The organism is Clostridium senegalense JC122 (assembly GCF_000285575.1).
Taxonomy (GTDB): domain Bacteria; phylum Bacillota; class Clostridia; order Clostridiales; family Clostridiaceae; genus Clostridium_J; species Clostridium_J senegalense.
On sequence record NZ_HE611050.1, the window covers coordinates 1,569,158 to 1,594,620 of the forward strand.

Sequence of the window (25,463 nt, forward strand, 5' to 3'; positions counted from 1 at the left end):
TTATCAATGTTAAAGCAGTATTAAGACTATGTTTAAACTATGTTCAGATTATGTAAAAAAAATTTAACATACATATACTAAATATATACTAAAATAAAAAACAGCTTTAAGATAAAGACATATCTCTATCTTAAAACTGCTTTTTTTACATTATAATTGGTACATATAACATAAGTGTAAGCATAGAATCTATGCATATTAGTGGTGATATAGCAATAGCTAAAACATAATAATCTAAATCGAACTTATATTTTCTATATCCATATATAATTAAAGGTATAGACATAATAAGACATATAATTGTTCCAACCTTAGCTGTAAAATAAGGTGGCATCATATCTTTATATGACATGAAAAAAAATCCATTTATTAAAACTGTTTTTAATAGAATCATCAGCATATAACAAATAATAAATAATGCTTTTCTAACTCTATCACTTAATTTAAATTCTATAACTGATATTATAGATACTATTGATATTATTATTAAAATCCATGAAGCTCCCATTGGTATCATATAAAACGCCCCTGTTAAAATATTTTGTATAGTTATATAAATACAGGTTTTTAAATCTCCATCTCTGTAACCTTTAGTAGCTTCTATAAATTTTTCATGGGTTGAAATCAGTTCTAATCGAGCATTACCTTTTTTAATGCAATCCACATATGCAATATAATTTCCATCCCTAGTTGGTAATATTGAATCTCTAGAGGTATTAGTATTAATATTTATTAATTTAGGATTTACTTTGTTCATATATTCAAGCTGTCCTTCAACATATTCCATAGACACTTCAACTATTTGTCTTTGAGTTCTGTGCTTTGAGTTACTTACATCTGCACTAAGAATTAACTCATCACTTTCTCCTGGCACTGTACTAAAGTCATCACTTGAAGCAAGGTATTCTTCTTGTTTATTTTTTAATATTCCTGTATTTGGAGGCACAATTATACCAAATTCACCTCTAAACACCTGTTTCATTTCTTGTTCTTCCTTAGATTTTTTAGAATCTATTTCAAAACTATGGGTTTCATAACTTGGCTCACCTTCATGGGAATATTTAACTACTAAGATACCAGTATTATCTTTAACTGCTAGCTTAGACTCAAATATTCTTATTTTAGAAGTTTCAGCACTACCAAATGCAAACTTCACATCTGATGGTATTCCATTTTCCACAGTAATATATTTAAACTCTAAAGAATTTTCTAAATATGTTATTATATACTTCCCGTCATAAAAATTTCCTGCTACTGATTTTATATTTTTGCCAATATTAACTTTAGCCGCCTTATTAATTTTTAAATCAGTAACTTCAACATAACCATCATAAAATATAGCATAAGCTTCATCTGATAACTTTACAAAATCTTGAATATTTTCTTTTAAGTTTTCATCTATTATATTTAAACTTTCATCTATTTGTATTTCTTTTATAAATCTTTTAGTATCTTTATATATTGAATAATGTAAATATATTTTTTTACCTTGCTTATATAAATTAATTTCTCTAGGAATTTCATTTAACTGTTCAATAGTTTTAGTTTTTAATTCTTCACCTGAACTATCAACGATTTTAATTTTCAAGTCATTGCCACTTTGGTACGCTACTATTGCATTATTATTAAAATCTAACACTGCCGGTTTCTGCTCTATATCTCCTTGTTCTACCAAAACAGCCTTGCTCCATTTGTCTGTATGATTAGGAACAATAACATCACTATTTAATTTATTATGAAATATAAATATGCCTATAATAAATATAATCACAAAACCTATAGTTATATATTTTTCTTTTTTCACCCTTCTCACCTCCAACTAATCTATAATGACTTCTTCTGGATCAAACGCATCTCTTAACGCATCACCTATTATATTTAAACTTAAAGCTAATATAACTAAAATAGCTGATGGTATCATAATTGAGTATGGATAAAATAATAACATTCCTGAATTAATTCTTATCAATCCACCTAATGTTATAAAATACACAGATGATCCTAATCCTAAAAAACTCAAAGTTGATTCCAAAAGTATTGTTGAAGGTATTTCTAAACTAATCATTATTATGCAAGTGCTTAAAACATTTCTAAAAAAATGGTTGCATAAAACTCTAGAAGTACTTGCACCTAATGCTTTAGCCGCCAAAATATATTCCTGTTCTCTAACTTTTAGCAGTTGTCCTCTAACTATAAGGGCTATATTGCCAACTCCCCACAAAACCATTGCCATTACCAATGATATTAAAGGGCTACCTGTTATACATATTAAAACTACTAGTATTATTATTACGTGTAAACTTGTAAGTATTTCTATTATTCTAACTATAATTTCATCTATCAATCCACCATAAAAACTACATATACCTCCAAAAACTACACCTATAGAAACATTTAAAAAGGTTACTAAAACAGCTATAATTAATGTGTGCTTAGTAGCTAGCCATACCCCTGCATACAAATCTCTACCATCTGCACATGTTCCAAACCAATATGTAGAGTTTGGTGGGCAGTATACGTCTTTAAATGTTTCTATATATTCAAACTTTCCAAAAATAGGACAAATTATCATTGCTAATAATAGCAATATAAATAAAATAACCGCAAATATAAAAAGTTTATTTCTTAAAAGTTTTTTTCTAACAGATGACCAAAAACTTAGTCCCCCCCTATGATATGCCTCTTGATTATCTTTACACCCTATAATTTCAAATTTTTCTTTCCTTAACTCTAACATATTCCCCCTCCATATTAAATCAACCTAATATTTTAAATAATATCTACCCTTATATAAAAGTATATATTATTTATTTATTCACTTGTTACAAATTTATGAAAGATTTTGTATAATTTGTAAATTTAACATTTTATACTTAGTTTTTTAGTAATTTTTTAAAAATTTATTAAATATTTTAAAATTTTAAAATTAATTATGTTTTTTTATTATTTTGTAAATTTATATCCATTTATTTGATATAATTAGTTAAATTGCTTTTAAAACAGTTAGGGGGTGTTTTTTTGAAAAAAGAGGAAGCTAAAGAAGTTTTGCAAATTGCTGTTCCAGCTGTTGGAGAAATGATATTGTATATGATGACAGGGGTACTAGACACTTTAATGATTGGACGATACGGCGGACAACTTTCTGTAAGCGCTGTAGGTATCTCCTGGGAGATACTTAATGTTTTTGCTAATATATTTGTAATTATGGGAATTTGTGTTGCTATAACTTCTATGGTCTCTAGATTATATGGAGCAAAACAAATGGATACTGCTGAAGAATATGCCAGTATATGTTCTTTTATAGGAATTATTATAATCTTCTTTTGTATAACAATAATTTTTACATTTGCAGATAAAATTTTAAAATTAGCTGGTTGTACTCCTGAAGTCTTATTAATTTCTAAAAGATTTATTAGAATTGTTTGTATAGGAATGTTTTTTAATATGACAACAAGTTTGTTATCTTCAATACAACGTTCTTATGGTAATACTAAAATTCCACTAATAGGTTCTTTAATTTTAATAATTGTAAATTTAACCTTAGACTATTCTTTAATATTTGGTAAATTTGGGTTTCCTGAATTAGGTATTGATGGTGCTGCTATTGCAACAGTTATAGCTCAAATATGCAGTTTTTTATTTGCATTATATTATATATTAACTAAATCTAAAATTAAAATTAAATTACATTACATTAAAGATATAACTTTTAATAAACTTAAGCATATTTTTAAATTATCTATCCCAGCTTCATTACAAGAAGGTGCCTTTAGTATTAGTCGACTTCTTACTACTTTTATGATAATGAGGCTAGGAACACTTTCATTTTCCGCCAATACCATAACTGAAAGTTTAGAGTCTCTTTCTTATATGCCTGGATGGGGTTTTGCTGTTGCTTGTACGTCTATGGTTGGAAATAAATTTGGAGAAAAAGACTATAAAGGTGCTAAAAGATGTGCAAATAACTGTGCAATTCTTGGGCTTATAGTTATGTTATGTGTTGCATCACTATTTATATTAATACCTGGGTTATTAATAAAACTTTTTATAGGCTCTACAGAAATTGATGTTATTAAACTTGGTACTAAATGTCTAATGATTGCATCACTACAACAACCTACTATGGCATTTTCTATGATTTACGGTGGAGCTTTAAAAGGTATAGGAAATACAACTACACCTTTTAAAATATCTTTATTTACCGGTTGGTGTATAAGACTACCTTTAACATTTTATTTTATATTTATAAAGAAATTATCAGTAACTTATTTTTGGTCTATATGTGTTATACAGTGGTTTGTAGATGCAGTTTTAATATACATTGCTTATAGGAAAAACTTTAGTACTTTCTGCAAAAACAAAGCATAAGTTTAAAATTTTTTTATATTTAAGGGCTATAGTATAGGCCCTTTTTTATTTAAATTCTATATTAATATTCTAGCTACATTTACTGCAATAAGTACTGCACACATATCCACAAGTAATGCAACCCATAATGTATGTCTTATTTTTTTTATTTGTACTGCTCCAAAATATACTGCTAATGTATAAAATATAGTCTCTGTAGATCCCATTATAATAGATGCACATATACCTATAAAATTATCTGCTCCATGTTGATTTATGATATCAGTAAAAATCCCTATAGCTCCACTTCCTGATAGTGGTTTCATAAGAACTAATGGTACCACTTCTGCCGGTACTCCAACTTTATCTACACCTGGTTTTATAATTGAAATTAAAAAATCCATTGCACCAGATGCTCTAAACACATTTATGGCAATAAGCATAGCTAATAAATAAGGAAATATTCTAAGACATATGTTCAATCCTTCCTTTGCTCCTTCTATAAAACATTCATAAACTTTAACACCTTTAATCATTCCATAAGTTACTATTAATATTATTATTATAGGAATGATTGCTTTAATAATATAATCAAACATAAAATTTCTCCTTTAAACTAAAAATATTTTTGTAATAGCTTGCAAAGTATAACCCCTATTACAGATGCAGAAAATGTTGTGATTATTGCAGGTATTATTATTGCACCAGGATTCGATGAGCCTGCTGCTGCTCTTATAGATATTACAGTGGTAGGAACTAATTGTATGCATGCAGCATTTAAGATTAAAAATAAAATCATGTCATTGCTTGCTGTTCCCTTTTCCTTATTTAACTTGTCCATTTCTTCCATAGCTTTTATTCCAAAAGGAGTTGCTGCATTTCCAAGTCCAAACATATTAGCTGTTATATTCATAACTATTGCACCCATAGCTTTTTCGTCCTTTGACGCTTCTTTAAATATTCTTTTTAATATAGGTGTAAGTATTTTAGCAAGTTTATTTGTAAGGCCACTTTTATCTGCAATTTTCATTATTCCACACCAAAGACACATCATTCCTACAAGTCCTATCACTAAGTCTACTGTGGAGCTGGTAGTTGAAATGATTGCCTTTGATATTATTTCTCCATCACCACTTGCCAATCCAAAAATAATTCCTATAGCTAAAATTACAAACCATATTACATTTATCAATATAAAATTCCCCTTTCTTTTCTTGATTTTACATAATAAACTACTAACTTAATTATTTTTAAAGATTATAATTCATATTTTTCGCTAATAATAAAAAAATCATAGTAAATATATATGTCTAATTTTTATTTAAATTCATTATTTTCTCTTTCTATACAAAAATTTTTAAGTTCTTTTACCTTGAAATTGTATTTTTAAGATGCTAACATTTTATTATAAGAGTAAACGCTATTTTAGATTATTGAATAAATCTAAATGGGAGCTTGTTTCCCTATATGACTTTTTTAAAGGAGATTTTTTATGAAAGAAAATAAATTACAATTAGCTCAACAAGATATTGACGAAGCTCTAAATACTATTGAAAAATTAGAAAAAAGTATTAAAACAAGTAATATTTCTCAGGATTTTGTAAAAAAAAATTTTTTAGAATTAAATAAAAAACTTCAAGATATTGAAGTGTTATTAAAAGAAGAAGGTATTTTATAATTTATTAATGTATAAATTATTTATGAATACTATTAGGAATAATTTTTAATATATAAAAAGAGACTAAATTAATTTAGCCTCTTTTTATATAAATCTAAATTTTATTCAAATAGTTTTGAAACATATTTCCACTTCTCAGCCCTAAAATTATAGCTATATGTATAAATTGTATAGTTGCAATGCCAGCTAATATCCCTGTTAAAAATCTTCTTATATTATTGCTATTCCAATAACCATATAATTGACCTATTCCATCTATTGATATAGGTATCATAAATATAACTAATAAGAAAAAATTTATTTTCTTAGTTAATATGCTATATATTATTCCTATAAAATATCCTACTAATATCCCTGTACATCTAGCACATATAGGGAATTGTTTGTTTTTCAAAAAAAATGATCGCTCCGGCATTCTGTGACAAAAAAACATATATTTTAATATTTTTTCCATAAAATCACTTTAAATAGTAAAACTTAAGATAAAGCAAACTAAATAAATTGTAACCCATACTATAATACCAGCTAACATCCAATTACAAACTAGTTTAGATGATTTAGGTTTATCATCCTTCCACAAAAAATATAAAATTAATCCAACTATAGGAAAACAGCATGATACAATACCCGCTAAATGTGATGGATTATCTACACTCCGCGGTCTACTCGGTGCTACTCTAACACCACAATGAATGCATATTTCAGCATTATTATTAATTTGTTTTCCGCAATTTTTGCAAAACATATTTATCCCCCTTATAAGCCATACATTTTTTTAAAAGTATGCTTTTAAATTAATATTTTGTAAAATTAAGTCAACAAAATTATACTTTTTTTTGCACTTTTAGTCAAATATTTTATATTTTTGTATTTTTATGAAAAACTGTTTTTTATAACCTAATACTCAACATTTCTCAAAAATAATCCTTTTGATTGTGCAATTGGACCTGCATCTTGTCTTTTTTTCATATTTAATATTTTTTCAACATCATTATGTTTTAAATTTCCTTTTCCAACTTCTAGAAGCGTTCCTACAATTATTCTTACCATATGCCATAAGAACCCATCACCATTCATTTCTATTTCTATATAATCATTATCTTTTTTAATATTTATATAGTTAATAGTTTTAACTGTAGATTTCTTTTTTGATTTTAAAGTTGTAAAACTTTGAAAATCATGAGTACCTATTAACACTTCACTAGCCTTTTTCATTGCATCTAAATCTAACTTTTCATCTATATGATAGATATATTTTCTATCAAAAACATTTCTAAACTTACCATTATTTATTTTATAAACATAAGTCTTAGATTTTGCATTGTATCTAGAATGAAATCTTTCACCTACTTCTTTTATATCTTTAACAACTATATCTTCTGGTAAAAACTCATAAAGATAATCACTCATCATTTCTTCACTTAACATGCAATCTGTATAAAAATTAGCTGTATAGTTTTCTGCATGAACACCTGCATCGGTTCTTCCACAACCTACAACCTGAACGTTATGTCCACATAACTTAGTTAACACGTTTTCTATCTTTCCTTGAATTGTATTCTCATTATCTTGAAGTCTTTGCCATCCTTTATATCTGCTACCATCATATTCTATTGTAATTTTAAAATTTTTCATAATTGCTTCTCCTAACTTTCATATCTTTCTTTTAAACTAAAAGTAGTATAACACATTTAGTTGTACACATATACACTTTAACTTTTCATCCTAATATGAATTCCTACCCTTAATTAAGAAAAATATTTTTTAATCTTTCATTCACTTAGCTAATAATATGTTTATGATTTTTTACTATATTTTTCACTATATTTTACCTGTACATCTATATAAGGATGCTTTTTCATAAACTGATTAATTACAGAATAACAGCTTGGACATGGTTCCCACTTACTATATAAAGTAAGATTACCTTCATTCTCTAATTCTTTTTCTTCTATTTGTTTATGTATCTCTTCAAGTATCTTTTTTTCACTATCATTAACTCTATCATATCCTATTCCTATTTCACCTAATTTATTAACTTTACTGCTTTTAAAAATTGCTTTTTCTAGTGGTGGTGCACTGCAATAATTTGTTATCTCGTTACTTCCACTAATTGCTTTAAATTCTTTGCCATTATATGTAGCTACTGCTATATTGATAGAATCCTGTAGAGTTTTACTTTGGTTTATTTTAGATGTTGTCTTTTCTTTTTCATCAACCTTAATATATTTATTTATATTTTTTATTAGTCGTTCTATTCTTGGTATGTTATTAGTTAAATATTCATGGTACTCTACAGTTCCTTTTTTTGCTTTAATATACTCACAATTTATTTTTCAGGCATTTCTATAGATATTGTTTTAATTTTAGTTTTAGCATTATATTTTTCTTTCACATTTTCTTTTTTAATGAGTATCATCTTTTTTAGTAGTTCAATATCCTTTGCGTATAGATATTCTTTGTCTAATTCTTTTTCTAATTTTTCTAATTTAATTTTTCTTTTTCACTTATCAATCCAGATATCTTATTTGATATTTTTTTATTATATTCATCATATTACCAACATTATCTTGAATACTAGGTTCTCTTTCATATTCAATTCTATCTATGTTTATCTTTTTTATTGTACTTATCTTTTTATACAATTTATTATGTTGATTTTCAAATAATATCATTTTGTTTATATAGTCAATTAAATCCTTAATATCATCTACTCTATAGGTGATCTCCTCTTCACTAATACATGTATACAAATTCTCTATTAAACTATTATCAACTTCAAAAATTTTTGCAACTTCTACTTTAAATCTTTCTTCATCAAATTCATTTATTTTATATCCTTCTTTTTTTAATGCGTCTTTAAACTCATTTAAATTACTAATGTCTATTCGTTGTTTTTTTATCTTCTTTGATATCATATTTCTTGTATTGAATTCACCCCATTATTTTAATTATATGTAAAGTATTTTAATTACTTAATTTAAACTCAAAGAAAAAAGTACTATATCCAGCAAGATTAGCACTTTCTCTAATACTAATAGTTTTTGCTATATGTAAATCTAATTAAATAGCTATAATGTTCTAAATTTTAGCTTTATTTTAAATTACTAAACCTATGTTACTTATATCATATCAAATTTTTATAAAAAATAAATATTTTTTAATTTATGCTTTACTTTGTAATTTTATAATCAATTAATTTTTGTGAATTTTTCTAATTTGTATTCAAACTTCAAATTTCGAGTTATCAGTATCTTAATTTAAACATACTTCAACCTTTAGTCCATCTGCATACTCATAACCTAATGTTGATAACCACTCTATAATCATAAAACCCTCTCCATGGAAAACTGCCAAGGTATATGCTAGTATTATAAATTCAATATTACTTTTTATCTGTTTAAACAATTATATAATATTTCCAAACATTCACTGTCTACTTATTATTAACTATAAATTTTTATATTTAACTCTATATTTACATTTTAGCAACTTATTTAATAACACATATTTATAATAGTATATTTTTACTTTACTATAATATATTGACATTAAATCTACCTTACTATACAATATAGCTAACTACTTTATAGTACAAGGTAGTGGAAAGAAGGTGCTTCATTTTGAATGATAAATCTCAATTAATGCGTGGAACAATAGAAGGATGTATTTTAAAAATAATTAATATAAAAACAACTTATGGTTATGAAATTGTAGAGCAACTTGAACAATATGGTTTTACAGAAATAAAAGAAGGAACTATTTATCCTCTCCTTCTAAGGCTTGAAAAAAAGAATTTAATTACTTCCGAGTTTCGCCCTTCACCTTTAGGGCCTTCTAGAAAATATTATTCTTTAACTAAAGAAGGATATTTAACTTTAAATTATTTTATTAAAAATTGGAATGAAATTTCTCATTCTGTAAACACAATATTATCTATAGGAGGACAAATTAATGAAAAATGAATTAAATAAATTAAAATTTCAAAATGAAATCAATACCGAAAATTTAAATGAAATAAATCAAAAAACCTTGACTCACATTTTATGTTACTTTAAAACATTTAAAATTGGAGCTTTTGACAGAGAAGTTATTAGAAAAGATTTAATTGGAATGGCTATAGAAGCAGAAAATCGAAATGAAACCTTATCCAATATAATTGGTAATGATGAGAAATCCTGGTGCGATTCTATCCTTGATAGTTATGGAAAAGTTTCTTTTAAAGAATTAATACTTTCAATAATAAATCAGATTTCTCCCTGTTGGATTATATGGGGAATCATTTTTTTCAACATAACACCAGAAAAAGTGCCTGTTGATACAACTTGGTTACTAGTATCTATAGGCTATAGTGTATTAATGACTATTTATAATATCTTTATATTGCCTAAATTCTCATTTGATCCTTTAATCAAACAGTATACAATTGAAATTTCACTGTTCATTGTAATATCTTTATTGATGATTTTTATATTAACTTTCTTTGATAGAGTTGTGTTATTTGTAATTCCAAATTATATAATGCATTTATTATCTGTTACAATATGGTTTATTTCTTCACTTTTATACAACAATTTACTTCACAAACAATCACTAAAAATAAATTGGATGGAATAAAATAGATAAATAAAGGCACAAAGTTTGTGCCTTATTAATTTAACACAACTAATTTATAAAATTATGATAAATTATTATCAAATAACTTTTATGAGTTTTTTCTAATTGGTATCCAAACTTCAAACTTTGAGTTAGCAGGGTCTTCATTTAAATATACTTCAATATCTGGTCCATCTTCATACTCATAACCTGATGTTGGTAACCATTCTGTAATTATTCTTTTTTCAATTTCTTGAATTGCAGTGGGCATAGTACCCTCTCCAGGAAAAACTGCCCAAGTATATGCTGGTATTATATATTCATACATTTCGTTTGATACCTTTTTATCTGTTTCAACGGCTATATAATACTCCCATTTATCTAAACTATCCATACATACATTAACACCTAATACACCTTTGCAATCTGAACCCATAAGCGCTACTATATCACTAAGCTTTCCATTTTCAACTATTTCTTTACATAATATAGTAAAAATTTTAAAATTTTACTCCATATTTTTTTTAAATTAAGCTTTTACCCCTACTATTCTAATCTCTTCTTTTTTACTATACTATATTTCATCTCTTCTACTCCTTTTATTGTTATTCTAAAACTAATAGGTGGATATGCCTTTAGGAATGTTCCCTCTTTTTGCGCAACTGAAGGAGATACATGATGCACCTTTTGAAAAGCTCTATTAAAGGCAGTTGGAGATTCATATCCATAACGTAATGCTACATCAATTACCTTATTACCGTTTTGTAAATCAAAAGCGGCCTTTGTAAGTCTTCTGTTTCTTATATATTCAGATAATGGCACTCCAGCTATATATGAAAACATTCTTTGAAAATGATATACCGTACAACAAGCAATTTTTGCTGCCTTTTCATACTCAATTTCTTTATTTAAATTCGCTTCAATATATTTTAATGCCTCATTTAATTTTTCTAACCATTCCATTAGCTCATCCCCCTATAACAATAGTATAGTAACTAATAATTTTTATAACCTCTCTTTTGATGCACAAATATGAGAGGTATATACTTCTATTTTAATCAAAGTAAAATAATTATATTAAGCATATATTTCTCTAAAAATATTTTAAATTCCTTTAATGATTCTTAATTATCATTATAATAAATACAATCCTTTATTTAATTCATAAAATTATAACAATATATAATATTTTCAATAAAGAAATGTTTTTAAAATTTCATGATAATATAATATTATATATTATCAAACAATTTAGAGGTGAGAGTATTGAAAAATATAATTTTAATTACTGGTACAGAAAGTACAAGAATGTTTTTACATAGTCAATTAGAAGAGTATTTTAGTGAGTTTGCCACCATTAAAAGCTATGCTATATATGAAAAGGCTATTAATGAACCTATTTACGGAGATCTCATTGTTTTTTCTAGCAAACCTATATATGATGCTGTAAATATAAACTTAAATAACATTCCATGGATTATAGCTAATAAAACTTTAAACTATTGTAATATTGATAAGCTTCTTTTTTTAAACAAAGAAAGTAAAGTACTTATTGTAAACGATGCAAAAGACTCAAGTTATAACTTAATAGATCATTTAAAAAATTTAGGAATAGATCACATTCAATTTATACCTTACTATCCAGGTATAGATAAATATGAACCTTGTAATGTTGCTGTAACTCCTGGTGAAGTTGATAAAGTTCCTAGTGAAGTTAGCACTATAATAGATTTAAAGTGTAGTCTTATTGACATGAGTAGTCTTATTGAAATAATGCGTGGAATTGGATATTACGATGAAAAAGTGAAAGATATTTCTTCTCGTTATATTAGGAAAATAATAGAAATAGGTAAAAAATTAGCAGTAAGAAACAATGAAGTACTAACTTTACATAGAGATTTGGAAAGAGTAGTATTACATTTAAATAGTTTTCAAGTGGAAACTCAAAAAAAGTTTTCTTATAAAATAAAAAATTCTACTTTATTAAATACAGTAGAAACTGATATTAAAGAAGACCTTATAAAAAAGAGATACTATGCAAAGTATACATTTGAACATATTATAGGTACTAGTGAAAAAATAACCAATGTCAAAAACATATCAAAAAAACTTGCAAGAACAAATCTTTCCATATTAATTGAAGGAGAAAGTGGCACTGGCAAAGAACTATTTTCTCAAGCCATCCATAACTATTCTTTTAAAAATGATGGTCCCTTTATTGCAATAAATTTTAGTGCATTACCTAAAAATCTAATTGAAAGTGAACTATTTGGATATGAACCTGGTGCTTTTACAGGTGCTAAAAAAGAAGGAAAAATTGGTTTATTTGAACAGGCCAAAGGTGGAACTATATTTTTAGATGAAATAGGCGATGCCCCTTTAGAAGTGCAAACACGATTATTAAGAGTACTTCAAGAAAAAGAAATAATGAAAGTTGGTGGCGATAGAATAATACCTATTGATGTAAGAGTAATTGCAGCCACTAATAAAAATCTTATTAAACTTATTGATGAAGGTAAGTTCAGAGAGGATTTATATTACAGATTAAAAATGGGGTACATAATTTTACCACCTTTAAAAGATAGAAAAGAAGATATCTCTGAAATTATAGAGGAGTTTTTCATACGCAAAGGCGGTAAATTAGATGTTTCAAGTAATGTTATAGAAATTTTAAATAATAGGGATTGGAAAGGGAATGTTAGAGAACTTATAAATACCTTAGAATACTCTTATGAAATTTGTGACGGTTGTTGCATAAAAGAAGAACATTTACCTTTAGACTTTATTAAATATCATAACTATAATAATAAAATCTCTAATAATGAACTTGATGATGATTTAAAAATTATATTAAAGGAAATATATTATAACCAAAATAAAAACATAATAGTAGGAAGAAGATTTTTATCAGAATTATTAAAGGGAAAAGGGTTTAATTTTAGTGAACAATCTATTAGAGGTAAATTAGATAAACTACAAAATTTAGAACTCGTAACAAAAAGCAAAGGGAAAAGTGGTACGAAAATTTCAAATAAAGGTGTTGAATGGTTAAAACAAAATGGTTAATGTATACAATACAAACCAATAAAACAACCAAAACAGCTGTAAATTTTAAATTTACAGCTGTTTTTTATTTGGCATGATTTTTGCTTGTATAAAAGACGTTATATTTTATGTAAATTTAAGGAGGATTATATTATGAATTGTATTGAACTTACAAAAGAACTTATAAAAATCGATAGTTCTACCCTAGAAGGTACAAATAACGCTATAGATTTTTGTAAAAACTTACTTTTAGAAAATGATTTAATTCCAGAGATACTTGAAAATGAAGGCCAAAAAATGTTAGTTTGCACTATAGGAAAAGGTGCGAAAAAAATAATATTAAATGGACATTTAGACATAGTTCCTTTTAAAGAAAATCAGTTAACCCCTTATGAAAAAGATGGAAAGCTTTATGGCAGAGGTAGTGCAGATATGAAATCTGGCTTAGCCTCTATGATATGCGCATTTATAGAGTTGAAAAATGAAAATTTACCTTGTAAAGTAGAGCTTCATCTAGTAACTGATGAAGAAACTGGCGGAGATAAGTGCTCAAAATATTTAGCTGAAAAAGGGTTTAGAGGAGATTTTGTAATTTGTGGTGAACCTACTCAAATTGGAATTGGAGTTCAAGCAAAGGGTGTACTTGAAATAAATATAGACTTTTTCGGCAAATCAGCTCATGGTAGCAGACCATGGCAAGGAGATAACGCTATAATTAAAGCATATAAAAGTTTTGAAAAGATTTTAGACCTTCCATTTAGCAAAGAAAAATCAGAACTTTATGACTTTCCATCAATTAATTTAGCAAAAATATCTGGCGGAGATGTATATAACAAAGTTCCTGATTACTGCAAAATGTACCTTGATATAAGATTTTTACCAGAACAAAGTGCAGAAGAAATATTAAAACAAATCAAAAGTGTGGTTGAAACAGAAATTCATATTCATGAAATTAATCCACCGGTAACTACAAAAGTAGATAATATGTATGTTAAAGCACTTAGTAAGTCTATAGAAAAAGTTACTGACAACCCTGTTAATATATTTGGACAGCATGGTTCTGCAGATACAGTTTATTATTCTAAATATAATATACCTGCTGTAGAGTTTGGTCCCTCAGGTGCAAATTGGCATGGTGATGATGAATATGTGATTATAGATTCTGTTTATAAATATAAAGATATCATTAAAGATTTTATATTAAATATTGGTTAAATCTAAATGGTTAAACTGTACAATATAAACCAATAAAACCAAACCAAAAAAATTATAATTTCAAATTAAGAATTTTTAAATATACTTTTCAAAGAAACATTTAATATTTTTATTTCATTTAAAGTAAAACCTTACAATACTTGCCTTGAAATTATAAATTTATAGCTATATTTTTATATAGCTTACCCTTACAACTAATAAATTTATAGCTATAAGTTATATTGGCATGATTTTTGCTTTAATAAATTAGTAATTGTTATAACTTAACTACAATTTTAATTTAAAACAAATCAATTTTTATATTTTTACATATTGGAGGTGAAAAACACAAGCCACAGTAAAATTTACAATACAAACCATACCTTAATATTATTAAACATTGGACTTATAATTTTTAAAAAACAGGGGGATAAATATATGAATATGAAAAAGAAATTCAAAATGCCAACGGCCTATACTATTCTGGCTTTTATAATTTTATTAGTAGCGTTCCTTACATGGGTAGTGCCGGCGGGACAATATAACTATACAGGATCTACAGAAACAAGTTTACAACCTATTCCAGGTACATATCATACAGTTACTTCAAATCCGCAGGGTTTTAAAGATATCATTTTAGCTCCTATAACTGGATTTTCTGATGCAATAGATGTTATAATTTTCGTTATTGTAATAGGTGGTTTTTTAGGTACAGTTATGAAAACTGGAGCAATAGATGCAGGTATAGGTAGGCTTGTTAAGAAACTAGAAGGAAAGGAAAAATGGCTTATACCTCTAATAATGTTCTTCTTTACACTTGGAGGAATAACCTTTGGTATGGATGAAGAAACACTGGCATTCTTTCCAATATTGATTCCAGTATTTATCGCCGCCGGGTATGATGCAATTACAGCTGTTGCCGTTATAAAGTTAGGTTCAGGAATGGCAACTATAGCATCTTTAACTAATCCATTTGCTGTTAGTATTGCCTGCAAATTTGCTGGTATTTCCATGGGAGAAGGAATTGGACTTAGAATAGCTCTTCTTATTATCCTTGTGGGATTAGGTATGTTTTGGACTATGAAATATGCTGAAATGGTAAAAAAAGATCCAACTAAGTCATTGATTTATCATTTATATGATGAGCATAAAGAACATTTCCTTGGTGATGAAACAGAAAGAGAAATTCCTGAATTAACAGGTACAAGAAAACTTATACTTGCTATATTCGGATTAACATTTTTAATAATGGTAATTGGAATTATTCCATTTAGCGATTTAGGTATTACATTGATTCCAACATTAGGCTGGTGGTTTGGTGAGCTTTCAGGACTATTCCTTGTGTCTAGTATACTTATTTCTGTAATAGCCAAAAACGGAGAGTCAAAATTTGTACATATCTTTATAGACGGTGCACGTGATTTATTAGGGGTTGCTTTGATAATAGGCTTAGCAAGAGGTATTACTGTTGTAATGAATGCAGGACATATTTCTGATACAGTTTTACATTTAGGTGAAGTTTGTCTTCAAGGAAAAGGTTCTGTAGGATTCACTATATTCACTTATTTATTTTATTTACCAATGTCATTTTTAATTCCATCAACTTCTGGTCTTGCAACTGTTACTATGCCAATTATGGCACCTTTAGCAGATTTTTCTGGTGTAGCAAGACATATAGTAATAACTGCTTATCAATCTGCAAATGGAATACTAAGTTTATTTGCACCAACATGCCCAGTTATTATGGCTGCATTAGCTATAGCCAAAGTACCCTATGAAAAATGGCTAAAATTTGTATGGAAACTTGTAGCACTAACATTTATTATTACTCTTGGACTTTTAGTATTAGCTATGTTTGTATATAAATAATATTAATACGTCTTTAACTTTTTTATTTCTTTAGTAAATTTTGTTGTTATATCAATCTCAAAAAAGATATTGATTCTGATGATTAATCAAATAAAAAAAGCACTTATCTCAAGATAGATTTGTGCTTTTTATTTTAAACTTTATTTTTCAATTTCAAATTTAGGCTGAGTAAAACCTCTACCATATACCTCTTTTATATCTGTAATTGTTAAAAATGCTTTATCGTCTATTTCTTTAACAATATTCTGAAGAATTACAAGTTCCTTTTGATCACAAACTACAAATAGTATTTTTTTATCTTCGTTAGTATACATACCTGTACCTTGAAGTCCCGTAACCCCCCTATTCAATGATTTCATTAATGCAATTGAAATTTCTTGTGACTTTTGTGAAATTATATGAACAGTCTTTGAAGCGCTACCACCGCTTACTATTCTATCTACCACCGTAGAAATTATGTACACTGCTATTATTGCATACAATCCTTTTTCTATACCAAAAACCATAATACCACATATGATTATTATTGTATCACAACAAGCCATAATTTTAGCTATTGGAATACTTTTAAAGAAATGATTAATTATAACTGCAGTAAGATCTGATCCCCCTGTACTTGCTGGTATTTTTAATACAATTCCTATTCCAGACCCTAGTAAAACAGATCCAAATATACTTACAAGCATCATATCTAAACCTTCTTGTGGTGGTAAATAGCTTGTATATGTAAGTGCCACAGATAAATAAAGTGCTGCGAATACTGATTTTCCTGCAAATGCTTTCCCCTTAAGCTTTATTGCCAAAATAAATAAAGGTATATTAACTAAAATATTAGTTACCGATATAGGAATATTCGCCACATGTTCTATGACAATACCTAGTCCTGATAGTCCACCTATAACTAATTGATTAGGTTTGAAAAATACATTGATTCCAATTGCTGTTAATGTAATTCCTATCATTATTTTTAAGTAATCTTTAATGTCTTGTTTTTCAATAAATTTTAACATACGTTTTCCCTCCATCTAAAACCCCTCATCTGTTATAACATATTCGCTAAGCAATGTAAACATTATCATTTTTAAATATTTAAATTATTTTTTTAAGTCACTATTTTTTTAATAATCTTAAAATTTCTAGTGCATTTCATATTTTTATCACTTTTTTTACTACTTTGTCAATAGACAAATATACTTTTTTGAATATACTATAGAGTTCTAATCTAAATTTTAAAGTTATTCATTTATCAAATAATTTATAATTTGTTCAAATTCAATTATATTCAAGCTATAATAGAGTTAAACTATATTATAGTATGATTTATAATCAAGTAATCTTTAATTTACTAGATAATTTAAAAAGTTTTATACCTCTTATATATTTAAATTTCATAATTCAACGCTATATATTAATAAATAGTCACTGTTTTTAGATAGAATAACTACTTTTCTACTTTTATATTAATAATATTTAAAGGAGGTTTTTTATGAGCTTTGTTGCTATTTTTAAAAACATAATAACATTCATATATATAATAAATATTTTTTTAGCAATACTTCTTATAATTTTTGAAAAAAGAAACCCGAATAGCACATGGACATGGATAATGATTATGTTCTTTATACCTATTTTAGGTTTTATTCTTTATTTATTTTTAGGTCAAGATTTAAGAAAACAAAAGTTTTTCCACTATAAAAAAGAAGAAGAAGAAGCTTTAATACCAACAATTCAAGCTCAACATACCATACTTAAAAATGACTATTTAGTAAAAAATAATCATTTTTTAAATGAGTATAGAGATTTTATTCAATTAAATCTAACTACTGACAATGCTATATTTACACATAATAATGATGTTGAAATATTAAATAACGGTGAAGAAAAATTCCCCAAATTAATTACTTCTTTAGAAAATGCTAAAAATTTTATTCACATCCAATATTATATTTTTCGTGATGATGAAATAGGAAATAAAATTGTAAGTATCTTAACAGAAAAAGCTAAACGCGGTGTAGAAGTAAAAGTGCTTTATGATGGAATGGGTTGTATATGGCTCCCTAAAAAATTTTTCACCCCGATAATAGAAGCTGGTGGAGAAGTGGTCTGTTTTTTTCCACCATTTATCCCTTATATAAATTTAAGACTAAATTACAGAAACCATAGAAAAATATGTATTATTGATGGTGTGGAAGGTTTTATAGGTGGATTAAATATTGGTGATGAATATTTAGGAAAAGATGAAAATATAGGTTTTTGGCGTGATATTCACCTTTATATAATAGGTGATGCTGTAGCTACATTAGAAACTAGATTCTTACTTGATTGGAGATTTGCATCTAACAAAGATGATTTTTCTATGAGTAAAAATTATTTTCCTAAAAACCAATATATAGGTAATAAACCCATTCAAATTATATCTAGTGGACCAGATTCTCAATGGGGAGCTATAAGAAACTCATATTTAAAAATGATTAGTAGAGCTGAAAAAAATATATATATAGAAACTCCATATTTAATTCCTGATGACAGTATTCTTACAGCTCTAAAACTAGCTGCTCTTTCCGGAATTGATGTTAAAATTATTATTCCTTGTAAACCAGACCATATGTTTGTTTATTGGGCTACTAAGTCTTATGCATGGGAACTCATGGAAGCAGGTGTGCATTGCTACACATATAATAATGGATTTATTCATAGTAAAATTATAGCTATAGATAGCAAGTTGTGTACTGTTGGTACTGCAAATTTAGATATGCGTAGTTTCAAACTTAACTTTGAAGTAAATGCTATGATTTATGATGAGGATTCTACTAAAGACTTAGAAAAAATATTTTTAAAAGATATCGAAAGTTCTACGTACCTTACCAATAAACATTATGCTGAACGTCCTTTAATAATAAAAGTTAAAGAAGCAATTTCTAGACTATTAGCACCTATGCTATAAAAAGGCATAAGGTTTTTATAAGCCTTATACCTTTTCTTATTTTATGTCATATATGGTACAAATATTAGCAATGTTATAATTGAATCAATAATTAAAGATATTGATAATGGTATTAAAGTAAGTATTTCTGTGTCCTTTTTATAAAAGTTATAACCTAATCCATAACTTAAAGCACCTATAATTAAGCATACTATAGTTCCAACTATAGTATTAGATATAAATTGAGGAAGTAACATTTTATAGGATCCATACACTGTTGTTATTATTGCATAGCATTTAGCAATGATTGCAAAGCATGCTAAAACAATAAAACTCTTAGCTCTCTTTTCTTTTGTAAAGCTATAATCAAAAAAGCTAACTATACCACCAATTACAAAAACCGGTATCAACCATTTTATTGCTAATACAAATAAATATGAAAATGAATAAGCTATTCCTTGAACTGTTGCTATTAACGCCTGAGAATATTCCTCTTTTCTTGACTCATTATTAATTTTTTTGAAATCTTCATTAGTAGATGCTATATTTATATTAAATTTTTTATCATTTTTAAAACTTACAAATGACGCAATATCACCATTTATATATGGATAAATACAAAGTTCTCTAAGTCTAGTTACGTAAGAAAATTCTTTTACTTTTCCATCATTTATAATATAATCTATTATATTTTCTTGATAATCTTTTTTACCAAATAATCTAGGAGTAGTAGCTAAAAATCTTGCACCTTTTTCTGAATAGAAACCTTTGTTATAATATACTTCTTCACTGTTATTTACCCTTAATTTAGATATATCAACTTCATTATTATTTAATCCATACTTTATAAGTTTTGAACCTGAAAAAACACCTTTAGTTTCCTCTTCTAGTAGTATATATCCATATTTATCATCTGCAGAACATGCCATGTTAGAATAAACTACATTTTGCATTTTAGGAAGTTCTTTTATATCTTTTACTATATTGAACTGGTTATTTTCAAATATAACCGCTTTTAAATTAGTTTGTTTTTCTAAAAAAGTTATAAGATATTTATCCTTTAACTTTACAGAAGATATCATAGATACGCCTTTTTCATCTAACTCTTTTATTTCTTCTGTCTTTGTATTTATAACTTCTATTTTATCACTTGTACAAATTAAAATTAAATTATCATCCAGTTGTTTCATTTCTATTATATCTTCAATTTTTTTACTATCTTTTTTATTAAAGTTTTCATCTAAAATTAAAGTTTCCATATATCCTACAGAATTTTTAGTTGATGTAAAACTAAACCAATAACCATCTTTAGATTTACAAAGTGATGTGCCCATTATAAAATCTTCATCTATATCATAAGCTTTTTCATCAATAATTTTTCCTACACTATCTGTAATGCTAATCTTCAACTTATCCTTGTCGTCATATCCAACTATTACTTTCTCTTCATCTTTTAGAATTGGAGCTGGATTTTTTATCACTCCCTCGCCCACAATTACTTCTTTACTCCAAATTTTAGATGGAGGACTCTTATAATATCCTAAACTTGTTATATAATTTAGAATCAAAATTATCCCCGTTAATAATACTAACCCTCCTATATATATTCTCCTTTTTTTCATCTCCCCGCCTCCAAATTTTCAAAATTCTGTATTTTCTAACTTTTATTATACTCTCTGTTTTATATATGTTCAATTATATGATATTATTATAATTAGTTAATTCAAAATTAACATTCTAATTTATAAATTTGAAAGGATTTATCTATGAAAAGAACAGGTAAAATAATTAATATTGAAAAAAATAAAGTATATCTTCTTACTAAAGATAAAGAATTTATAACTGTAAAAAAAAATAACATAAATCCTAAAATGGGGAATATATATACAGGAACTGTAATTCAAAAGAAAACTTTAGTTCAAAAACTTCTTATATCTTTTCTTTTAATAGGTATAATTTCAGCTAGTATTTTAACTTATACTCAATTTGCTACTAAATATGTTGTAATTGCTGATTTTAATTCTAATGTGAGATTTGAAGTTACATCCTCTGGTAAAATATCTAATGTATCTTCTAAAGATGCTGAAGGAATAGAACTAATTAACAATACCAACGTGCTTGGAAATACATTAAATGATGGCCTTATTATACTATTTGATGAAGCTTTAAAAGAAAAAAAGATTTCAATCCCTAATGGGTATTACATTGGAAAAGTCTTAGTATTTGTATCAAATAATAAGACAGAATTACCATTAGACCTTAATACATTTGTAAGTCATGCGGAAAAAAATAATTTTGTAGTAACTGTAAATAATAATACCGGTGATTTTGATCAATAAAAAGCAGCTTAATATTTATTAAGTTGCTTCTTATTTTCATCTATTATTTAACGAATCTAGGAATTTGAAACTTTAACTTAGCGCTTGTACACTGACTTAAAATTCGTTCATATCTAGCGGCCTGTTTATATGCCCATGATACATCTGTAGCATATTGTTTCCATCCACTTGGATATTCTCCTATAGCCCATCTCATTTCATATAATGTATCTTTATCATCCATATCAGTCACTTGTGAACAGTGTATATATCTTTCTCCAATCCATTTAGCACCACCGATTATAGATTTTTCTGGAGTTGTCCACCCTTGCTCGTATGCAGTTTTTGCTCCTCCATTTATAGGATCGCTATCTACTGCTCCTATACCGTACATATTGTATACTTTAACAGTCTTTCCATCTGGAGTTTTATAATCTACTCCATTAGCTAACTGAGATGTTCCAACCCCTGTTTCTAATGCACAATGTAAATTTAAATATACAGGATTTATATCATATGTTTTTCCCGCTTCTATAAACACTGAACCTTTATCTTTTATAATACCTTTTGTATTTATCTCCCTATTTAAAACTTCTGGTGATATACCATCTATATATTTTAAACTTAAAAATTGATAAACTTGAGTACTATTTAAAGATAAATTCTCTGAATCAGCAAAAGCCTTAACATTTAATAAACTTCCATCAGATGTAAACGGTGAGTTTCTTAAAAATTTAATTAATTTTCCTGATTGACTTTGTACAAAATCATCTAATGTGAATGGATAATCTATATATTCAACTGTGCTTCCCGCTGGAACACTAATAGTATCTGTGTTTCTTTCAGTAGTAAAATCTATAACATAATTATTTTCAAGTCCGCTTCCAATTGAATTTGTAATTGAACTACTTACTAATAAACTATAAATAGTATTAGGGTCATATCCACCTTCTGGAGGGTTTACATTTATAACCTTATTGTTAGCATCATAGCTAATAGATATAGGTTGGCTTACGCCACCATTTACTGTTGTAACTTTAATAGAACTTTCTAGTGAATTAATAGCACTATCATTTAGTGTATCATTAAGGCATATACTCCAAACTTTATTAGTTGAAACACTTAATTTATGGTCAAAAACTTTAGGCTCTACTGCTGCATGTACCCTTGATGTTGTAATAATCATAGTAGCCATTATTAATAAAAATACGCTTATAATAGAAAACCTCTTTTTTCTCTTCATTTTTCCCCCTCTTTTCTTAATATTGCTTGTCCAATTTTAATGAAGTATTGTTATAAATTTAAATATTATTTTCTTTTAAAAACAATTTCACTAATCATTAGACAATAGCTTATAAAGCATACTTAAATTATACATGATGATTCCTTTAATTTGTATATTTATTTATATTTTTGTAAATTTAAATTATATTGTATAGTTATATAGTGAAAGAAGATACAGTAATTTATATAAAAATATTATATTTAATTTTTATACTTAGTTTTTAAGTATATAATATTAATATATACTTATAATATTTTTAGAAAAGGAACGATGTATATGGATAAAAAAATCGCTTTAGGCATCAGATTAAATAAATACATAAGTGAAAGTGGATTCTGTTCTAGAAGAGAAGCAGATAGATTAATTGAAAAAGGTATAGTTTTTATAAATAAACAAAAAGCTGATATCGGTACTAAAGTCCTACCTAATGACATTGTCACTGTAAATGGAGTAACTGTAAAACCTAAAAGTAAAAAGGTTTATATAGCACTAAATAAACCTGTAGGAATTACTTGTACTACAGACACATCTATAAAAGGAAATATAGTTGACTTTATAAATTATCCTGAAAGAATATTTCATATAGGACGATTAGATAAACCTTCTCAAGGATTAATTTTTCTAACAAACGATGGAGATATTGTAAATAAAATTTTACGTTCAGGAAATAATCATGAAAAAGAGTATTTAGTTACTGTTAATAAGCCAATTACTGATAATTTTATTAAATCTATGTCTAATGGCGTACCTATATTAGATACAATTACAAAAAAATGCTTTGTAAAAAAAGAAAGTACTTCTGTTTTCAGAATTATATTAACTCAAGGTCTAAATAGACAGATAAGAAGAATGTGTGATTATTTAGGATATGACGTAGTAAAGCTTGAAAGAATTCGTATTATGAATGTTACACTAAAAGATATTCCTGTAGGTAAATGGAGATACTTAACGGAAAAGGAAATGGGTGTTATAAACTCTCTTGTAAAAGATTCTGTAAAAACAGAAGATGCTTCTTTATAATTAACTTGTTATGGGAACGTACTTTGAAAATTCTACTTATATATAAAAAAATTAAAGGTGATTTTTAAGTTTTAAAATCACCTTTAATTTATGAATTTTTTATTATTATAAAAAATCTATTCTTCTTTTTCTGCTGGCTTTTCAAGGTCAGCTTTAAATAATGTTTTAAAATCATCATTAATTAATTCTTTATTTTCCTTTGTCTCTTTTAAGCTTGGTTCATCAGTTTCTGAAATATCAAACATAACTTCATAAACAGTAGTTGGTACTTTATCATCACCATAAACTACCACATAAGATTTTTGTGATTTTTCTCCATTGGCGTTTTTATAGTAATCATAAACTTTAATTTTACTTAAATCTACTTTTTTATCTGTCATCTCTTTATCTATAATTTCTTTTGTCTTTTTAATATACTCTTCTTTCTTTGCAGCATTTACTTCTTTTTTTACATCATTTAATATCTTAATAGTACCTATATCATCATAGTAATAATCTTTTTCAGATACAGCATTTAATAATTGTCCAAATTCTTCATATTTAACTTCTTCAGCTTTTTCTTCAGTTTTTTCTTCATCCTTTTTATTTTCATCTTTTTTATTAGTAGTTTCTGTGTTTGTTGTATTTTCTTTTGTATCATTTTTATTAGTTGTATTAGCTCCACATGCTGTTAATGAAAATGTTAAAACTGCTGCTAACACAATTGATAATACCTTTTTCATTTCATAACCCCCAATTTAATTAGTTATTTTTTCCAATTGGCTCTTTTTCAATTATATCAATTTTTTAAAAGTTTTTCAATATTTAAAATAATCTTAATATTTTTAATTATTTTTTTTATAAACAATTAACAACTTTATCACATAAATCGCAGTTCTTATGAAAAATTTGTAAATATTCTTATATTCTTGAAAAAGTTATTAACATTATCCACAGACTTCTTGTTGATAATCTGTTGAGTTATTGTTAATACTTATTTATACTTTAATTTTTCTAGAATAATTTTAATGAAAATTAAAATAATATAGATGTACTTACACTGTTTATTTTTAAATTATTTTTTATGCACATTATCAACATGATTGTTTATAATTTGTGGATAAGTTTTATATTATTTATTGTTTCAAAAATTTAACTGATAATTAATATTATTTAAAAACAATTAAAATTTGAATTGTTAAAATATTC

The 25,463-nt window shown here is 26.4% G+C and carries 22 protein-coding genes and 2 pseudogenes; 10 read left to right on the forward strand and 14 right to left on the reverse strand.

The genetic code is table 11. The features are described 5' to 3' along the window. Positions 1-145 precede the first annotated feature (145 nt). Both CSGHG_RS07860 and CSGHG_RS07865 read right to left on the reverse strand, forming a co-directional pair. Positions 146-1,804 (reverse strand): hypothetical protein, encoded by a 1,659-nt coding sequence (locus CSGHG_RS07860; RefSeq protein ID WP_010293919.1) that lies wholly within the window; start codon positions 1,802-1,804, stop codon positions 146-148. A gap of 15 nt (positions 1,805-1,819) precedes the next feature. After that, complete coding sequence (locus CSGHG_RS07865; protein ID WP_010293920.1) at positions 1,820-2,737, reverse strand: ABC transporter permease; 918 nt, start codon at positions 2,735-2,737, stop codon at positions 1,820-1,822. 281 nt (positions 2,738-3,018) lie between these two features. On the opposite strand from CSGHG_RS07865, the gene CSGHG_RS07870 reads away from it, so the two are divergent. Further along, the gene (locus CSGHG_RS07870) at positions 3,019-4,368 is read left to right on the forward strand and encodes an MATE family efflux transporter (protein ID WP_010293921.1); all 1,350 of its coding nucleotides are present in this window, start codon (positions 3,019-3,021) and stop codon (positions 4,366-4,368) included. A gap of 56 nt (positions 4,369-4,424) precedes the next feature. On the opposite strand, the gene CSGHG_RS07875 is transcribed toward CSGHG_RS07870, so the two are convergent. Continuing rightward, positions 4,425-4,946 (reverse strand): spore maturation protein, encoded by a 522-nt coding sequence (locus tag CSGHG_RS07875; RefSeq protein ID WP_010293923.1) that lies wholly within the window; start codon positions 4,944-4,946, stop codon positions 4,425-4,427. A gap of 17 nt (positions 4,947-4,963) precedes the next feature. Further along, complete coding sequence (locus tag CSGHG_RS07880; protein ID WP_010293924.1) at positions 4,964-5,539, reverse strand: nucleoside recognition domain-containing protein; 576 nt, start codon at positions 5,537-5,539, stop codon at positions 4,964-4,966. Positions 5,540-5,839: 300 nt separating this feature from the next. Here CSGHG_RS07880 and CSGHG_RS07885 point away from each other — a divergent pair, with 300 nt between their 5' ends. Next, positions 5,840-6,025 (forward strand): hypothetical protein, encoded by a 186-nt coding sequence (locus CSGHG_RS07885; RefSeq protein WP_010293925.1) that lies wholly within the window; start codon positions 5,840-5,842, stop codon positions 6,023-6,025. Between the two features lie 94 nt (positions 6,026-6,119). Here CSGHG_RS07885 and CSGHG_RS07890 read toward each other — a convergent pair whose 3' ends face one another. The 5 genes and pseudogenes from CSGHG_RS07890 to CSGHG_RS23130 all read right to left on the reverse strand — a co-directional run bounded on the left by CSGHG_RS07890 (position 6,120) and on the right by CSGHG_RS23130 (position 9,433). Further along, entirely contained in the window at positions 6,120-6,479 is a 360-nt protein-coding gene (locus CSGHG_RS07890) for a DUF2085 domain-containing protein (protein ID WP_026022265.1), read from the reverse strand. 9 nt (positions 6,480-6,488) lie between these two features. After that, positions 6,489-6,770: a zinc-ribbon domain-containing protein gene (locus tag CSGHG_RS07895; protein WP_010293927.1), complete on the reverse strand. Its 282-nt coding sequence runs from the start codon at positions 6,768-6,770 to the stop codon at positions 6,489-6,491. Positions 6,771-6,922: 152 nt separating this feature from the next. After that, complete coding sequence (gene truA / locus CSGHG_RS07900) at positions 6,923-7,660, reverse strand: tRNA pseudouridine(38-40) synthase TruA (protein ID WP_010293928.1); 738 nt, start codon at positions 7,658-7,660, stop codon at positions 6,923-6,925. A 161-nt stretch (positions 7,661-7,821) separates the two neighbouring features. Then, positions 7,822-8,943, reverse strand: a pseudogene (locus CSGHG_RS25060) (deaminase domain-containing protein). 337 nt (positions 8,944-9,280) lie between these two features. Further along, positions 9,281-9,433 carry a hypothetical protein gene (locus tag CSGHG_RS23130; RefSeq protein ID WP_155844746.1) on the reverse strand — a complete coding sequence of 51 codons (153 nt, stop codon included), beginning with the start codon at positions 9,431-9,433 and terminating at the stop codon, positions 9,281-9,283. A 215-nt stretch (positions 9,434-9,648) separates the two neighbouring features. On the opposite strand from CSGHG_RS23130, the gene CSGHG_RS07915 reads away from it, so the two are divergent. Continuing rightward, positions 9,649-9,990: a PadR family transcriptional regulator gene (locus CSGHG_RS07915; RefSeq protein WP_010293930.1), complete on the forward strand. Its 342-nt coding sequence runs from the start codon at positions 9,649-9,651 to the stop codon at positions 9,988-9,990. After that, on the forward strand, positions 9,980-10,642 hold the full coding sequence (locus CSGHG_RS07920) for a hypothetical protein (protein ID WP_010293931.1): 663 nt from the start codon (positions 9,980-9,982) through the stop codon (positions 10,640-10,642). Before CSGHG_RS07915 ends, CSGHG_RS07920 begins: the two co-directional genes overlap by 11 nt. Before the next feature lie 88 nt (positions 10,643-10,730). On the opposite strand, the pseudogene CSGHG_RS20205 reads toward CSGHG_RS07920, so the two are convergent. Beyond that, positions 10,731-11,584 (reverse strand): annotated as a pseudogene (locus CSGHG_RS20205) (AraC family transcriptional regulator). 303 nt (positions 11,585-11,887) lie between these two features. Between CSGHG_RS20205 and CSGHG_RS07930 the strand changes: the two are divergent. From CSGHG_RS07930 to CSGHG_RS07945, 3 genes are all read left to right on the forward strand, one after another. Next, a complete protein-coding gene (locus CSGHG_RS07930) occupies positions 11,888-13,687 on the forward strand; it encodes a sigma-54 interaction domain-containing protein (RefSeq protein ID WP_010293941.1) in 1,800 nt (599 codons plus the stop codon). A gap of 132 nt (positions 13,688-13,819) precedes the next feature. After that, positions 13,820-14,881 carry a M20 family metallopeptidase gene (locus CSGHG_RS07940; RefSeq protein ID WP_010293943.1) on the forward strand — a complete coding sequence of 354 codons (1,062 nt, stop codon included), beginning with the start codon at positions 13,820-13,822 and terminating at the stop codon, positions 14,879-14,881. A 417-nt stretch (positions 14,882-15,298) separates the two neighbouring features. Continuing rightward, positions 15,299-16,729, forward strand: a complete 1,431-nt coding sequence (locus CSGHG_RS07945) for a YfcC family protein (protein WP_010293944.1) — start codon at positions 15,299-15,301, stop codon at positions 16,727-16,729. Positions 16,730-16,869: 140 nt separating this feature from the next. Here the strand turns inward: CSGHG_RS07945 and CSGHG_RS07950 are convergent, their stop codons facing one another. Next, the gene (locus tag CSGHG_RS07950; protein WP_010293945.1) at positions 16,870-17,739 is read right to left on the reverse strand and encodes a YitT family protein; all 870 of its coding nucleotides are present in this window, start codon (positions 17,737-17,739) and stop codon (positions 16,870-16,872) included. A gap of 476 nt (positions 17,740-18,215) precedes the next feature. Between CSGHG_RS07950 and cls the strand changes: the two genes are divergently transcribed. Next, on the forward strand, positions 18,216-19,673 hold the full coding sequence (cls, locus tag CSGHG_RS07955) for a cardiolipin synthase (protein WP_010293946.1): 1,458 nt from the start codon (positions 18,216-18,218) through the stop codon (positions 19,671-19,673). Between the two features lie 41 nt (positions 19,674-19,714). Here the strand turns inward: cls and CSGHG_RS07960 are convergent, their stop codons facing one another. Then, positions 19,715-21,274: a threonine/serine exporter family protein gene (locus CSGHG_RS07960; RefSeq protein ID WP_010293947.1), complete on the reverse strand. Its 1,560-nt coding sequence runs from the start codon at positions 21,272-21,274 to the stop codon at positions 19,715-19,717. Positions 21,275-21,418: 144 nt separating this feature from the next. On the opposite strand from CSGHG_RS07960, the gene CSGHG_RS07965 reads away from it, so the two are divergent. Next, positions 21,419-21,991: an anti-sigma factor domain-containing protein gene (locus tag CSGHG_RS07965; protein ID WP_010293948.1), complete on the forward strand. Its 573-nt coding sequence runs from the start codon at positions 21,419-21,421 to the stop codon at positions 21,989-21,991. A gap of 43 nt (positions 21,992-22,034) precedes the next feature. Here CSGHG_RS07965 and CSGHG_RS21830 read toward each other — a convergent pair whose 3' ends face one another. Then, positions 22,035-23,213, reverse strand: a complete 1,179-nt coding sequence (locus CSGHG_RS21830) for an N-acetylglucosaminidase (RefSeq protein WP_010293949.1) — start codon at positions 23,211-23,213, stop codon at positions 22,035-22,037. A 318-nt stretch (positions 23,214-23,531) separates the two neighbouring features. On the opposite strand from CSGHG_RS21830, the gene rluF reads away from it, so the two are divergent. Then, positions 23,532-24,275, forward strand: coding sequence for a 23S rRNA pseudouridine(2604) synthase RluF (gene rluF / locus CSGHG_RS07975; protein ID WP_010293950.1), 744 nt, complete (start codon positions 23,532-23,534; stop codon positions 24,273-24,275). Positions 24,276-24,391: 116 nt separating this feature from the next. Here the strand turns inward: rluF and CSGHG_RS07980 are convergent, their stop codons facing one another. Next, on the reverse strand, positions 24,392-24,997 hold the full coding sequence (locus CSGHG_RS07980) for an LptM family lipoprotein (RefSeq protein ID WP_010293951.1): 606 nt from the start codon (positions 24,995-24,997) through the stop codon (positions 24,392-24,394). Positions 24,998-25,463: the final 466 nt, after the last annotated feature.